We start from the raw sequence: 14,678 nt of genomic DNA, 5'->3' as shown, positions 1-14,678 counted from the left end.
TTGCATTTTTTATGCGATTTGTCATCAGTATGTGACAGGTTTTTCCTTTATTTTTTTGCGGATAACACTTTTTGGTCATCCTGCCATGGTGATAAAAAAACAGCGTGTCCGGTCTCCCTTTCACGCTGTTTTCTTTCCCCCGTCTCGAATGGCTCATCCTACAGGCTTTCGGCCTGTCGGATGATGTCTGCCAGCTGCTCGGCGCACGCTTTTTCGCGTGCGATTTTACGCTGGCACCGGCGCTCCATGCGCGCCTTACGCAGGCGACGGAGCTCACGTTTGCGGGCTGTGATGTGCGTCTCATGAGCTAACAAATTAAGCCCAATCGACGTAATCACGCCGTCCAGCGTCAGCCACGCACCTACAATGGCGTCTGCTATACGCCATTCGGCAGCGTCAATCATCCTACGCACGTTGTAGGCAATGTGAGCCGCTTTATGGCTGTAACGGTACGCCGCGATGTACGCGGAGTGGCGCACCTTACGCAAAAACTTGCGCGACAGGGGATCCTGCGTCCCATACACCCAAAAAGCAATGGATGTAAGTAGCAAAACCACCTGCAACACACCGATTCTGCTGGCAGCGATGCACCATTCGCCAACGAGTTCCATCGTCTGATTGAACATATTTCCTCCTTCCGGCGCCTCTGTTGCGCCGCTGCTTTCCGGAAGCAAATTATCCGCGAAAACAGTTTTAGCCCCGGCCATACGCTGGGGCATACCAAATCCTTCCGGTTCCCATCGCCGTAAGACGGACGTATGGGGAAACGATTCGGTTCCCAGCTTGTTGGACCGGCAGAGCACCCGGTTGGAAGATTTCAGCTCTCCCAGGCTTTGCAAAAAACGCGGCAATGTCTGTCGCGTATGCCCTGCGCACTTTGCAGGTACTATACTCGATCCCTCGTCTCGTTTTTGCATTTACAGTATGTGTGACGGATCTGATTTCTCTGGTGCGGTTTTTTGATCTCGTTTTCTTTTGCGGATAACACTTTTTGGCAAAAAAAGAGAGAAGCTAAAAAGCTTCTCCCTTGGGTGTTGTTTTTGCGGTTACAGTCGTATCGCTTACTCGATGGTAACGATCAGGCCGCGGTCAGCTGTCTTTCTGCTGACCATAGTTACGAACTGGTAGTCGCTGTCGCTGAAGGTCAGACGGTATACTCCCTCTTTTTTGTTTACGTCAATCAGGATCTTATCCCCAATCTTCGCGACGAGCGGGCTCTTGATGTCTAAACCAATGCCATCTACGTACAAACGGTCATCGTTATGCAGTACGTAACACTTGTACGCATGAGACCATGTGGCATGCAGTGCTCCGTTCATTTCCACGAAGTCCTTGCAGGTGATCGCATCATATAACGCGAAGCGAGTCCAGCGGCGCACTTTATATGCAACCGGATCCGCATCTTCCCCTGCGACTGCATCGCACGGGAACCATGCGTCCAGTCCGAACGGGCTTTCCGTATACAACGCCTCTGTAAGACCGTACTTTGCGCTGGTCTCGTGGACTGTGGCGCTGTGGTTGCCATTCTGATACAGGATCAGAGTGGTTCCGGCAAAGACAGTCTTTTTCTCCTTCTGACCATCTTTTTCTGCCTCGATCTCCTTGGTGTGTTCGATCGCCATCAGACAGGTCTCCCCGGACACCTTCAGGACTTCCGGAACTTCACTGAGATCCACGAAAATCTTACGGAAATAATCGCGGTCCGGCTCATAAGTCATGAGTGCCACATTATCTCCGCTTTCTACTGCCAGTAACACTGCCCCGATATGGGAAGACAGTACGGATAAGACCTTTAACTGGCCCTGCTCAATCTGGCGCCCGTCCTGGTACAGGTTTCCGTCAATGACAGAAAAACCTGTCACAACGGTTTCCGGCTTCGCGTCTTTTGTGATGCGGAATGCCAGAGCGTTTGCCTCCGTGATCTGGACGATATGTTCTGTGGATAATTCCACTTCTTCACCCTCGCGCTCGATCATCTCCGCAGCCGTGGCTTCCGTGACCTTTCCTGCTTCGTCGCAGAATACCGCTGTGACACGGTAATTTTTACCGTCCAGCTTGCTCACGATCTCAGTACCTTTTTTTGTTCTCTCAATCTTCATAGTTTTTTTTCTCCTTTGTTCTTTTTTTCGCATTTCGATGTTTCTCAATTCCTTTCATCTCATGCTGTGTTCAGTATGGCGATGGAGCCGCATTAAAACGCTGCATTTTCGCTGCCTGCAAAACGGATATTCCTTTTGCGTGGCAGATGGGGTTTGCAGTCGTATCATGTTTTTTTTGCGGATAACACTTTTTGGTCAGAAAAAGACCCGGACGCTTGGCCCGGGTCTTGTCTTTGGTCAGAAGTATCATGCAGCTGGTGCTGCCTTTCTTCCTTTCTTTTCCTTTTCTGCTTTCTTTTTTTCTGCTTCATGATCCACCGGATCATATGTTACACCGAGGAGCTTATGGACTTCCTCTAAGAACTGGTTGTTGGTATAACCGGTTTCCTTTGTGCCGAACGCGATGTACTGGCCTGTGACGGTCAGTTCATCCCTGGCGCGGGTCATGGATACGAAGAGGAGACGTCTCGTTTCTTCGAGTCTTTCCTTTGCCTTCTTTCCGCTGCTGTGCAGCCATTCGGAATCGTATTTGGAAATGCTGTTGAACACGTATTCCCATTCCAGTCCCTTGGAAGAATGCGCAGTGGTCAGGACAACGCCTTCGTAACTCTGTTCCATCTTTTTCTCTTCTTTATCCCCGAACCGTTTAAATTCCATGACATATTCCAGTTCACTCTGAAGATCTTCGTTATCATAAAGCTGTTCCAGGAAGTAAGCGTAAACCTCATCCTCTCCCCGGATCGCGTCCAGATATTCGTGGAACTTCGCGCGCTGAGCTGTAAACGGCAGATCTTCCATTGCCAGGAAATCCTCCCGCATCTGGTCCACCTGCTCGGTCAGCGTTTCATCATCCATCTGATTTAACAGGTCCCCGTCATACTTGGCAACCAGGTAATCAAAGTAGGATTTCGTCGCGTCCGGGTCGTAGAATGCCATAGCCAGTGACATGGCAGCATTTACGCGGCTGTTATCTTTTAATAACAGCGGGTTTTTCATGACCCACGGAATCCCGTGCCTGGACAGCACTGCGCTCATGTCCGTGATCTCCGCGCGGGTATAAGCGATGAACGCAATTGACTCCGGCTGAACGCCGCTATCAATCAATTCTTCGATCTGTGTCGCGATCCATTCGTACTCGACTGCCTTTTTGAAAAATCCCTTTACTTCTGTCCGGCCGCCGGCTCCTCTGGTGGACTGCATGGTCTTATCGACCTTTTCCGTGTTTAAGTCGATCAGTGCGTTTGACAGTTCGATGATCTCCTGCCTGCTCCTGCGGTTCTGTGTTAAGAACAGCTCCGTTCCGGTCACATTCAGCTTTTCAAAGAAATGGATCATGTTTTCCGGAGAAGTGTGTCGGAAGGAGTAGATCGCTTGCGCGTCATCTCCGACTACCATCAGGCTCTTGCAGCTTTTACAGTTGCGCAGCCGATTGATCTTGTCGAGCTGCCCGTCATTGGAATCCTGGAACTCATCCACGATGATGTGCTCGAATCCGTAACGCTCCTCCAAATAATCCGGATGTGCATCCAGGAATTTATCCGCAAGCGGTTCCTGATCTGCGAACTGGATCAGGTTATCCTTTTTTAACTCCGCATCGTACTCTTTGTAGAGCTCCAAAAGATCCTGCATGGAGACATGTTCCAGGTATTTTGCAAGTCCTGTATCCGCGATGGCTGCTTCAAGCAGGTATGAGGCTCCCTGCGCGTCCGGATCCACTTTTTCTGTTTTGATGATTTCCATGATCTTCTGCGCGCAGCTTAAGGCACCGCCGTCCATCGTGTAGTTTAAGTAATCCAGCCCACTCACGGGCTTTTCATCCATCAGCCTCGTTAAGATCGCGGCGCTTTTGACACGCCCCACGACCTTCGGCATCGTCTCAAACCCCAGTTCCTCATAATTTTCCTTGATGATCTGGTAATCAAAAGCGTTGAACGTCATGGCCATGATGTCCGCTTCTGTGATAGCAAGGCCCCTCGCAGCTGTCTTCTTTACCAGACGCTCCTTCATTTCCGTTGCGCCTGCCTCCGTAAAGGTGATGAACAGCATTTTGTGCGGGTCCGTACCTTCCGCGAACATCCTTGCTCCGCGTTCCGTCATACACTCTGTCTTTCCGGTACCCGCTCCCGCATTAACCTTGCAGTAGCCGGACCTGCAATCGATGACCGCCTGCTGTTCATCCGACGGGACGATCACGCCCTGTTTTCCGGACAGGGTTTTCTTTTCGTATTTTTCCGGAGTTTTCTGCCAGTAACACTGGGAGTGCATCTTGCAGTATCTGCAGGCATCTTCCGTGCAGGCATCCGTGCCCTGTGTGAATTCATCCAACTGCGTAAGGAACTGCTCGTCCAGTTCTCCCGGTGTAGTTGTCCCGCCGATGTAGTTTTCTTCCGTCAGGGTGACGATGTTTCCGCCCTTTGTTTCAAAGAAGTCTTCATTTGCCAGTTCTGTTGCCTTGTCGGTTTTCTTCCTTAAAAAATAATAGGAAGCTTTTACGTCCATAGCTTTCCCTTCCGGGACGAACCGCCTTGCATATTTCAACAGGAAATACAGTTCCAGGCAGTTGTTTACGGATGCGTCCTGTTTTTTTCCGTTCTGGGTCACGGTCGGCTTTCCGACGCGGTATAACACCAGTTCACGCTGTGCGCAGTCCGAAACAGTACATCCGGCGTCACGGTCACTTCATAGTTTCCGGCATAGACTTTCGCACGTTTAACCAGAGACGCATGTCGTTTTTCCGCCAGGGCCGCACGCTCCAGGATCGAGTATAAGCGCTTCGCTTTCCCATCACGCTGCTCCCCGAGCATCATCTGGTCATCGTCCAGTCCTTCGTCGATGAGTCCCCTGAAATCCTTGAGCTGATATTTTCCGGTCAGATAGCCTTTCATGATGTCCTTTGCAAGGATTGCTTCATCGAAATTGGACTCTTTGACTGTATCCAGGAGCTTACTGAGCCCGTCATAACGTCGCAACGTGGAGCAGCGCTCCGCACCGCGGAATTCGGAACTTTTCTTATGCACCAGATATGCAGACGCGGTATCATCCATCGTTTTCCATATCATCTCTTCCATGTTTCTTTTCTCGTTGGTTTCCATATCTCTCTCCTTTTTACATACCAATCTGCAGAATATATTCCACGGTGGATTGTTCGTCCTGGTAGACGATAACCTCATCCATCATAAACCCGGAATACCGGCATTCTGCCCAGGTACACAATGCTCCCGGCTGGATCGTCTGCAGTTTTCCAAAATTTAAAGATGAATCGCATCCCAGATGTCCGTTGTAATACTGATTCGGCTTTCCGGTCGCTACCTTACAGATAAACATAAGTCCATATTCCTGGTTCCCGTTTGCCCATTTAGAGCCTGTCCTCGATGTGTATCCAAGTGATTTGATTGCGTCCGGAGCAAAATAGGTTCCAATTCCGTATGCCTTTCCGGTGGTCACCACATCCTTTGGCGGACGGTTCTTTAATCCAGTCGTCAGGATTGACCAGACGTTGGCATGCTTGGTTCCGTGGAAGAGATGGCAGATGCCGTTCTCTTTTCCATCACTTAAGCCTTCCCGTTTGGCAAATTCATCAAACGCCTTTTCCGTTTCATGGTTGATGACCCGGTACGCTTTCTGATATTTGGATGCGCTTCCTTTTAAAAGGTCTTTTAAGTACGCTTCCTCTTCTGCTGTGACCGGGCGTACTTCCACGCCGTTTGCTTCCAGGATCGTTGTTTCTGCATGTTTTTCCAGCGTTGCGCCGCGTACTTGGGATACCATGATGTCGAACAGGTCCTGCTCCTCGATCACGATCGCCGCAAAATCCTGCTTGTGTTTCGCCAGATGCTTGGATAAGTTATCCATACGTCTTGGAATCACCGCATATAAAAGTTTCAATTTGTTGTTAAACTCCGGTACGCTCATTGCCCCATAGCCGGTTGAAAGCTCTTTCAGGATCTTTTCTCCCAGTTTGATCATTTCGTCGGAAATGTTATCGACACGGATGGTATAAGACGCCTCAAAGGTATACTTTGCGTATCGCAGCAAGTTTTCGATGAACGTGGATACGTCCGGATCCTCGATCGGCTTGTAGTCCGCCTGCTCGTTTCCTGTGCCTTTGGTGACTTCGATTCGGTCCATTTTCACCGTTTTCGTCGCCATATACCCTCTGGCAATGCGTGATCGATAAATCCAGTCCCAGTCCGAATATGGATGGATCACGGATTTTGGTTTATAACGGCCAATCGTAATCCCGACTCGCCCCTGCGTGACCTTCATGGTGCCATCCTTCAAGTTCTCCATGATGAAAATCTCGTTTCTTCCCCTTCCGGTCGCAGTTTCCTTTACGAATGTCATCTCCACGTAATCCCGCGGGATTACTTCCGGCTCCGGCATCTGTTCGGTATCTAAGACCTCAGGTGTTCCTTTTTTTGTTTCTTCCATTTTTTCTTTCCTCCTGTTCCTTATGATCTGTATGATTACGGTATCAGTATGGGTTTCGAATAGCGGGCTGGCATCCTGTTTTTGTTTTTTAGCATTAAAACAGGGGGTGTTCCCCGGTAACACCCCCCTGTTTTTGTGTGAATGGCCTGCTGCATTGACCGGATGAGAATATGCCCTGAATAGCAGACGGATTTGATATCCGTCCGTTTTTGACCAAAAAGTGTTATCCGCAAAAATATATCTAAAAGAAATGATACATACTGATTTTATCGTAAGACGTCGTGGTGAAAGAAAGCCGCTTATCCATCGACCTAGAGGACTCTCTTGAGCGATTTAGTATCTGCCCCGTATGCACGGGGATGAACCTACGGTACGCGTAACCAGGACCATCCGGAAGAAATCTGCCTCGTATGCACGGGGATGAACCGTTAATTGCCATGACAAGCGATATCTGCTACACATCCACCCCGCATGCATTGGGATGACCCTGAGTTAAAGACATTGAGTTTTTCCTATATTGATCTGCCCCCGCGCGCGCGGGGATGAATCCACATCGTTCAGGGCCTATCGGTATCGACAAAAATCTGCCCCGTATACACGGGGATGAGTCAAGACAGGAAGTGTGCCTCGTAAGAAATCTGTTATTTGCCCCTGTATACACGGGGATGCACCGATGATTATTGAGTGGGCTGGAAATTTCCTGCAATTTACCCCCGTATGCGCGGGGATGAGCCTCGACATACCATGTTGGCTCGTTCATATGATTTGCCCCGTATACACGGGGATGCCCGGTTAAGGGCACGGTTATATCCGGTTAAAAACGGTTGTAACCAGTCACTTGTAACTGCAAATAATCTGACCACAAAAGAAAAGAGGAGATTCATGAATAACACAGTTCGATTACGCGGCGTCATCCGCGATCCGTTTTATCTGGAAGAGCGTGAGGATGGCGGCACATGCTATGTAACTTATGTATCCGTTATGCGCAATTCCGGCATTCCTGACACCCTGCAGGTGGTAATCCCAGCCTCAGTACTGGACGGGGAGGTCTGTGATTGTACCGGGCGGGAAGCTTCCTTTACCGGCGAATTCCGCTCCCGAAACCGTTTTGACGGCCTGAAGCGCCGGCTGGAGCTGTTTGTATTCGCCACGTCCATGAAGTTCTGCGATGAATATTCCAACCACATGAACGTTTTCGGCCCGGATACCAATTACATCCATCTGATCGGGACGGTCTGCCGCCCCTCTGCATTCCGGCGGACTCCGTCCGGCCGCAAGATCACGGATTTTTTACTGGCGGTGAACCGGAGTGCACCAGATGACTATCACTCCGACTACATTCCCTGTATCTGCTGGCAGGAAGACGCAGAACGATATGCGGGTCTAAAGCCGGGCGACTGCGTAGAGCTGACCGGACGGGCTCAGAGCCGGCAGTATGTAAAAGCCCAGGCGGACGGACGGTACGACGTGCGGGTAGCTTACGAAATCTCCGTTAAAAAAATGCTCCCACTTGGACGTGTGGAGGAACTGCAGAAGCACGGAAAAATACTGATATCTTCCGACCGCGAATGATTCGTGCCTGCTGCAATGTCCGCCCACGCATGGACAGATTTTGGTAGCAGACTTCTGCAATATGATGCATATGCCCTGCCTGCGCAGGGATGAACCGTCCACAGTATTTGGATGTAATATGCCCTGCCTGCGCAGGGATGAACCACCGGCGGAGCTGCTGACCGTATTTTCTCTTTATCCATGGAAATGGACGGATGCTATCGTCCGTTCTTTCCTCCCCGCTTTTGCGGGGTCTGCATACAAAAAATCCCGGATGGATTCATCCGGGATTTTTTTGTGATGGTTTGCAATTAGGATTTTTGTTTCTTGGTTACTGTTTTTTGGACATTTCCGGTTTCTCGGACTGTGTCGGCGCTTCTTCTGCCTTTGGCTGTACCGGTGCCTCAGGCTTCTGCTCCGGAGCCTTTCCTGTCGGAAGGCCTCGATCTTGATGTTTCTGTCTGTCTTCGCAGTCAGGCTGTCCGCGCGGACGATCTCACTCATGTCGATTCCGGTTGCTTCCTTGATGGTCTGGAAGGTCTGGGCCATGATAACTGGGACGTTACCAGTAATACCGGTCACGCCGGATGCATCACCACCGAAAATGGATACCTTTCCAATGGAAGATAATGGCTGGGCTACATTCTTCGCTACATCCGGGAGTACCTTAATGAGCATTTCTGCCATGGCTGCGCTGTTATAAAGCTTATACGCTTCTGCTTTTTCTTTCATGGCTTCTGCTTCCGCAAGGCCCTTCTGACGGATCGCTTCTGCTTCCGCTTCACCGACCATTTTGATACCTTCTGCTTCCTGCTGTCTCTTGAATTTCTCCGCCTCAGCAGCTTTTTCCGCTTCATACTTTTTCGCTTCTGCTTCCTGTTTTCTCTTATACAGTTCCGCATCCGCCTGTTTACGCACTTCTGCATCCAGCTTGCGCTGCTGCACTTCTGCCTCCTGGGCTGCCAGTTCAACCATCTTCGTCTGTTTTGCGATCTCCGCTTCGACTTCTGCTTCACGGATCTCTTTGGCACGGAGGTTATCCTGGATCTGTCCGGCCGCATTTGCATCCGCCTGTGCCTTATCTGCTTCTGCTTTCAGTCTTGCCTTTTCCAGGATGTATTCATTATTCCTGCGGGCGATTGCTGTCTGGGCTTCTACCTGCTTTTCATTAGCGATTCGGTCTGCATCCGCTTTTGCGATCGCGATATCCCTTGCGGCTTCTGCTCTTGCAATTTCCGCCTGTCGTTTTACGATCTCTTCCTGCTGGACGCCGATTGCTTCGATGACACCATGGTCGTGGCCCTGCTGGTCTCTGGCGTCTTTAATGTCCTGGACGTTGAATGTTACGATCTCAAGACCCATTTTAGCAAGGTCCGGTCTCGCGTTTTCCAGAACGCTTAACGCCATCTGTTTCCGGTTTGTTAAGATGTCCGCAATTGTCATTTCCGATACGATCTCACGCAGGTTTCCCTGTAAGACATCGTTGATCTTTACGGCAATATCTTCCTCGGACATACCAAGGAAATTACTGATTGCAGCCTGCTGACGGTGCCAGATGTAATCCTTGAAATTCTGGCATTTTGCATCCGCAATCTCTGTCTCGCTGACTGTGGAGTTTTCGGAAAAGACCTGAACGGTTACGACAGAATCCAACCAAAGGGATACACCTTCCTGGTTTTTAACACCATTGTCCGGAGTCTTAACATCGACCTTTAACAGCCGCATGTTCAGCCGGTCCGCGCGCTGGATGATCGGAATCACGAATACGCCACGACCGATCACGACCTTCGGCTTGGAAAGTCCGAAGCCGGTGACGATGATTGCCATGGTCGGCGGTGCCTTCTTATAGCATAAGAAGGAAAATGCGAAGAACACTACGAGAAGGATCGGGATAAGAATGATTTTTGCTAACATAACAATTCCTTTCCGCACCGGATCCTGACACTGCAAACGCGTGTCAGGACTTCCGGTACACGTTTGCTTTTGTGGGTTGGTTTCGGATCAGGCAATCCCGGGGTTAACCCGGAATCCTCTGATTTTATGCGTTTTGCATTTTGCGCAAATTTTAGCTCCGTCCAATTCTTCGGATTACGCGTTCATTTTTTCCTTGAATACCTTGGATGGTTTAAATTTAGCATTACGGGTCTCCGGGTGCATACTCATCTCACCGGTTCTCGGGTTACGCATCTCGCGTGCGGCTCTGGTTGTGCTTTCGAAAGTACCAAAGCCAATTAACTGTACCTTGTTTCCTGCGGCTACGTCATCCATGACAACGGTCACGAAGTTTTTTAATACCTCTTCGACGTTTTTTTTGCTGATTCCGCTGTTTGTTGCAATTGCGTTCACTAACTCCTGTTTGTTCATGTTTGTTTTTCTCCTTTACGAATTTGATATTTCCCGGACCAATCTATTGTCGGTCCGGAAGAAGGGGATGTTATTCCCCAATAGCCTAACACCTTCAGTATGCTGCATCTTTATAAAACGCATTTTTGCGGATAACACTTTTTGGTCACTTTCCGTATTTTTTGTGTTTTTTGCAATTTTTTGTGAGCGATTGGCGAGGCCTAAAATGAGTAATCCATGCCGCAGCCTCCTTTCTAAAAATCATTACACCGGCAGTATGACACATGTTTCAGAAAGACATTTTTGCGGATAACACTTTTTGGCAAAAAAACAGGCAAAAATGCAAAGAATATGCATTCTGCCTGTATATGCTCGGTATTTGCATCTTTTATCTCGCGCATTTCCTCTCATGACTGAAGGCACGAGCTCCCATGCGCCGATTTTGTTAAGCGCCTGGGCCTGTTGCCTGCGGTTTTGCGAACCCACCCCACCACTCAGGCACTGCGCACCTTGAAGTGAGGACTTCCGTCCCGAAGAATGTCTATTTTCCTGGTTGCAAGAACTAATTTGTGAACCTCCCCGTCTAAGCCCGCAAGCGGGTATAGACAGGGGCTTCCCATCGCATTGTTTCGCATCCCTGCCTTGACAGGGATTCAAAACAACTGCCGTTTTAGATGGCATGGGATTCCTGACTCCAGATAACGCTGAAACTCAGTACATCCATGCGCGGCGCAGCAAAGCCGGAGCTATGCCGATGCCTTGATTGCATGGAGTGCCGCATAACAGTGAATGAGTGTAGCCAGGGTGCAACTGGTCCGTCTGTCCAGTTCAGGAACTTTTGCCTGAGCGGACAACAACATCTTTGCAGACATTGATTTAAGGAGCGCGCGTATAAAATACCGTGCCCCGATATTCTTGGACGCGGAAAGGTCGCAGTTATAGACCTTTCCGCTTTTGAATATACAGAGTTTCTGGTTTTTGAACCCAGCGCCCGTTCCACGGCGGACCATACCGGAACCGTCATAAGCCAGGCGGGACGTATTCACAGCACAGACATAAGAAACCCGGATCCCGAGCCGGGAGGCCAAAGCTTCCGTGCGGAGCTGGATCTCGCGCTTCCTCCATAAGCTGAGACGCTGCCTTTTGGAACCGCGTCGTTTTCCATGCATATGGAGATATTCAAAAACGATGACTTTAGCATGGCTTTCGGCCGCAAAAGACACAATGGCGGAAGCCGTCTTTTTGGCGATGGCCGTATTATAATTGTTAATGAACCGCCAGAGACGGGAATTTTTCCGGCTGCCGTGCTGCTGTGCTTTCCTGACGGTATTCAACAGTCCGTCCATCCGGTCTTTTTCTACCGGGGAATCAATAAATGTTTCCCCGGTGACAGTTCCATCGTGGCGGATTGCGGAACATACCGCGTCGGTGTTGACCCCAAGGTCCACACCGACCACAGTGTCGACATCCTTATCTTTAACGTACTGAGGGAGCTTCTTGCCTGATTTGGTATACGCAAAACGCAGCTCATATTTATGATAGCGTTTGGTTAATACCGGAGCGGATTCTTCCCAGTCAGAGACGTTTTTCGCAATGTAATCCAGATCGGTCTGTCGGAGCTTAATGCAGAGCCAGACCCAGTCATGGTCGTTGTATATCTTGATGCGGGCCTCATTCCCGTTCTGTACGAAGGTATTCCCACGGTATAAACATGGCATGACGTCCTGGGTACGGTTAAGGAAAGGCTTTTGTCCTTTTGACCCGGACTCTTCCCAGTTCTTTAACAGGGAACGGTAGGAAAACACCCGTCCGACGGCAGTGTTGATCGCATCACGTCTGAGGTAGGACGGGAATTTATAAAACCGCCGATCGAACCCACAGTATTTTGCATGACTGCTTCCGGTTGAGTGGATCAGATGCTCCATGTATTGCTGGCGCAGCTGCTGCGCGGAGACTTTGTCAACTGGCTTAATCAGAATCAGCTCATCATAGTGGAGCAGGGCAATATCCATGAGATAAGATACGGCTGCACGGTAGATCTCCAACGTCTGATCGAAAACGCGTGTGCAATTTTTAATACAGATTCCATAAGAGACGGTAGCCATGATGACCTCCTTTCTGAAAATGCGTTGACAATTCCTACGTTTATAGTATACTCAAAATATACTTAGTTGTAAAGTGGAGATGCATCATGAAAAACGGTGAATATAGAAGAAACAGACACAGTTGTTACCTGTTGGAATATCATTTAGTTGTCGTGACAAAATATCGTCATCCGGTGATCACCGGAACATTAAAAGACAGGCTCCTGGAGCTTTCAGGATTTATTCTGGAAGAATGTTGGGGATGCCGGATCTCCACGGTCAATACAGACCTGGATCACATCCACATCCTGTTTGAAGCCGCTCCGCAGGTGCAGCTTTCCAAACTGGTCAACAACTTCAAAACCGTAACGTCCAGAAGGCTGAGGAAAGAATTTGCGGATGAACTGACCCCGTATTACTGGAAACCGTATTTCTGGTCGGACAGTTATTTTCTCTGCACGGTGAGCGACCGGTCTCACGAAATGGTAGACCGCTACATCCGTGAACAGGGTTCGCATCGCTAACCCCGCCCAAGCCAAAACGGCTATGGACGGGGTGTGCGCTCGTTGGCTATTCGGATTATTTAATCAAAGACTTCACCAAAGCAATAATAATGTAGAGAATTACGCCGCAGATTACAATTTTAAAAAAAATATTTAGGTTCTTGAAGAAATCGTCGCGCCACTGTTCAATTGCCCTTCTGTCTCTGCAACAAACATATGCAGTGAACACTATCGCAATGGACAGATACATTAAAGCGCTAATTATTCTGATCATACAATACCTCTGCTTTCATTTCTCCAATCCGCGCCTCCAGCAAGTCGAAGCTTCCGTTTGCAGTTCCGGCTCTGGTTGTGATTGTATTTCTGCTTGTGATTCCGTTGTGACCTCATTTGTCTCCGGTACTGCCTCAAAACCAGGTCCGTATCCATTTGGCCCCTTCTGTTCTGTTTCCGGAATCGTTTCCAAAAAAGGCTCCGTTTCCAGATCCCAGAACTCCGGCTCGGTTTCCATTTCCGGAATGTTGCTTTCTGTTTCTGCTTGTGTGGTTTCGGGCTGGTCCTGCGCTTGTTCTGTCCACCTTTCTTCTTCCGGTTGCGTCTTTTTTCTTTTACTCCGGTTTTTCTTTTCCTCGATGGCTTCCGACGTTCGTAAAACATATCCGGATGGATTATAATCTTCCGTATTATATAAGAATTCGTGCAGTTCCTTTACGTTTCTTTCCAGATCGTTCGGGAAAACGTAATCCGCGCCTCCAGATTTTTCGCATACATACTCGGATGGGAAACCGTAGGTTTCCGTAATATGCAGTTTCAGGATGTTTTTCATAACGGCAAACAGATCGTCCGTCTCGATGGAAGTGGCCGTCTGCGGCAGGATTGTGACCATCAGATTATTTAGGGTTGTCATATCCGCTTTTTTTGCCTTTTCCAGTGCCAGCCTTAAAACCTTCTGCTGCCGTTCGGTGCGCTTAAAGTCACTGTCCATAAGCCGCAGCCTGCAGTATGCAACGGCCTGCACCCCGTCAAGATGCTGCATGCCTGGGGCCTTTAACTGGTGGGAACCGATCCCGGTGGATTTTACCGTTTCGGTAATGAATGCATTGATGTAGCGGAATTCGTTTTTTGTGACTTCCAGATCCACGCCGCCCAAGACATTGACTGCGTCTGCCACGCTCTTCCAGGTGACCGCGATGTAGTCGTCGATTTCCATATCCAGGTTGTCGTTTAACATCCGGACTGCCTGCTTCGGGCCACCATTCGCGTATGCGGCATTAGCTTTCCTTAAGGTCCCCTTCCCGATGTCCATGCAGGTATCCCGATATACACTGACCAGTTTGACCGACCCAGTCTTTCCATCCATATCCATCAGGATGATCACGTCTGAGTTTCCGCTTTTTAAGTTTTCCGGCTCTCTGGAATCGAGTCCAAAGGCGGCCACCGTCCAGTGATCCCTTAATTGCACCGAAGTCTTTTCTGCGATATTGTCATTTTTCATCTCTTTGACTTCGGCTTTATCTACTGTCTGCGCCATAGCCAGTGCCTCAGCGGTTTGCGCTTTCGCCCAGTGGTAAAGCATACATCCAGCAATTATGATGACGCATGCGCTGGCTGCAACCAGCACGGCGATCTGTTTTCTGCTGATTCTCCTCATCGTCCCTCCTTTATGG

Annotated in this window: 11 protein-coding genes; 2 read left to right on the top strand and 9 right to left on the bottom strand. The window is 49.3% G+C overall.

The annotated features are described in order from the left end of the window. Window positions 1–158: 158 nt before the first annotated feature. The 5 genes from DW085_RS10480 to DW085_RS10455 form a co-directional block, all read right to left on the bottom strand. On the bottom strand, window positions 159–719 hold the full coding sequence (locus tag DW085_RS10480; RefSeq protein ID WP_118492605.1) for a hypothetical protein: 561 nt from the start codon (window positions 717–719) through the stop codon (window positions 159–161). A 342-nt stretch (window positions 720–1,061) separates the two neighbouring features. Then, entirely contained in the window at window positions 1,062–2,099 is a 1,038-nt protein-coding gene (locus DW085_RS10475) for a hypothetical protein (RefSeq protein ID WP_118492603.1), read from the bottom strand. A gap of 246 nt (window positions 2,100–2,345) precedes the next feature. Continuing rightward, on the bottom strand, window positions 2,346–4,700 hold the full coding sequence (locus DW085_RS10465) for an ATP-dependent helicase (RefSeq protein WP_118492599.1): 2,355 nt from the start codon (window positions 4,698–4,700) through the stop codon (window positions 2,346–2,348). Further along, a complete protein-coding gene (locus tag DW085_RS10460) occupies window positions 4,697–5,191 on the bottom strand; it encodes a hypothetical protein (protein WP_118492597.1) in 495 nt (164 codons plus the stop codon). Before DW085_RS10460 ends, DW085_RS10465 begins: the two co-directional genes overlap by 4 nt. A gap of 13 nt (window positions 5,192–5,204) precedes the next feature. Next, window positions 5,205–6,530 (bottom strand): hypothetical protein, encoded by a 1,326-nt coding sequence (locus DW085_RS10455; protein ID WP_118492595.1) that lies wholly within the window; start codon window positions 6,528–6,530, stop codon window positions 5,205–5,207. Window positions 6,531–7,412: 882 nt separating this feature from the next. Here DW085_RS10455 and DW085_RS10450 point away from each other — a divergent pair. Beyond that, window positions 7,413–8,102 (top strand): single-stranded DNA-binding protein, encoded by a 690-nt coding sequence (locus DW085_RS10450; RefSeq protein WP_182430860.1) that lies wholly within the window; start codon window positions 7,413–7,415, stop codon window positions 8,100–8,102. A gap of 174 nt (window positions 8,103–8,276) precedes the next feature. Here DW085_RS10450 and DW085_RS10445 read toward each other — a convergent pair whose 3' ends face one another. The 3 genes from DW085_RS10445 to DW085_RS19790 form a co-directional block, all read right to left on the bottom strand. Next, window positions 8,277–9,995 carry an SPFH domain-containing protein gene (locus DW085_RS10445; RefSeq protein WP_147353942.1) on the bottom strand — a complete coding sequence of 573 codons (1,719 nt, stop codon included), beginning with the start codon at window positions 9,993–9,995 and terminating at the stop codon, window positions 8,277–8,279. 174 nt (window positions 9,996–10,169) lie between these two features. Continuing rightward, the gene (locus DW085_RS10440) at window positions 10,170–10,445 is read right to left on the bottom strand and encodes an HU family DNA-binding protein (RefSeq protein WP_118492590.1); all 276 of its coding nucleotides are present in this window, start codon (window positions 10,443–10,445) and stop codon (window positions 10,170–10,172) included. 725 nt (window positions 10,446–11,170) lie between these two features. Then, entirely contained in the window at window positions 11,171–12,529 is a 1,359-nt protein-coding gene (locus DW085_RS19790; RefSeq protein ID WP_118492588.1) for a transposase, read from the bottom strand. An 86-nt stretch (window positions 12,530–12,615) separates the two neighbouring features. Between DW085_RS19790 and tnpA the strand changes: the two genes are divergently transcribed. After that, window positions 12,616–13,032 (top strand): IS200/IS605 family transposase, encoded by a 417-nt coding sequence (gene tnpA, locus DW085_RS10430; protein WP_118492586.1) that lies wholly within the window; start codon window positions 12,616–12,618, stop codon window positions 13,030–13,032. A 268-nt stretch (window positions 13,033–13,300) separates the two neighbouring features. Here the strand turns inward: tnpA and DW085_RS10420 are convergent, their stop codons facing one another. Then, a complete protein-coding gene (locus DW085_RS10420; protein WP_182430859.1) occupies window positions 13,301–14,662 on the bottom strand; it encodes an LCP family protein in 1,362 nt (453 codons plus the stop codon). Between the last annotated feature and the right edge of the window lie 16 nt (window positions 14,663–14,678).

This window comes from Clostridium sp. AF50-3 (assembly GCF_003477445.1).
GTDB lineage: Bacteria > Bacillota > Clostridia > Lachnospirales > Lachnospiraceae > Otoolea > Otoolea fessa.
Note: the sequence above shows the minus strand (reverse complement) of the source record. Positions and strands in the feature narration are given on the sequence as shown.

Excerpts from the sequence above, each read along its gene's own strand:
- DW085_RS10480 (WP_118492605.1), bottom strand. The coding sequence starts at position 719 with ATGCCCCAGCGTATGGCCGGGGCTAAAACTGTTTTCGCGGATAATTTG.
- DW085_RS10475 (WP_118492603.1), bottom strand. The coding sequence starts at position 2,099 with ATGAAGATTGAGAGAACAAAAAAAGGTACTGAGATCGTGAGCAAGCTG.
- DW085_RS10460 (WP_118492597.1), bottom strand. The coding sequence starts at position 5,191 with ATGGAAACCAACGAGAAAAGAAACATGGAAGAGATGATATGGAAAACG.
- DW085_RS10455 (WP_118492595.1), bottom strand. The coding sequence starts at position 6,530 with ATGGAAGAAACAAAAAAAGGAACACCTGAGGTCTTAGATACCGAACAG.
- DW085_RS10450 (WP_182430860.1), top strand. The coding sequence starts at position 7,413 with ATGAATAACACAGTTCGATTACGCGGCGTCATCCGCGATCCGTTTTAT.
- DW085_RS10445 (WP_147353942.1), bottom strand. The coding sequence starts at position 9,995 with ATGTTAGCAAAAATCATTCTTATCCCGATCCTTCTCGTAGTGTTCTTC.
- DW085_RS10440 (WP_118492590.1), bottom strand. The coding sequence starts at position 10,445 with ATGAACAAACAGGAGTTAGTGAACGCAATTGCAACAAACAGCGGAATC.
- DW085_RS19790 (WP_118492588.1), bottom strand. The coding sequence starts at position 12,529 with ATGGCTACCGTCTCTTATGGAATCTGTATTAAAAATTGCACACGCGTT.
- tnpA (WP_118492586.1), top strand. The coding sequence starts at position 12,616 with ATGAAAAACGGTGAATATAGAAGAAACAGACACAGTTGTTACCTGTTG.
- DW085_RS10420 (WP_182430859.1), bottom strand. The coding sequence starts at position 14,662 with ATGAGGAGAATCAGCAGAAAACAGATCGCCGTGCTGGTTGCAGCCAGC.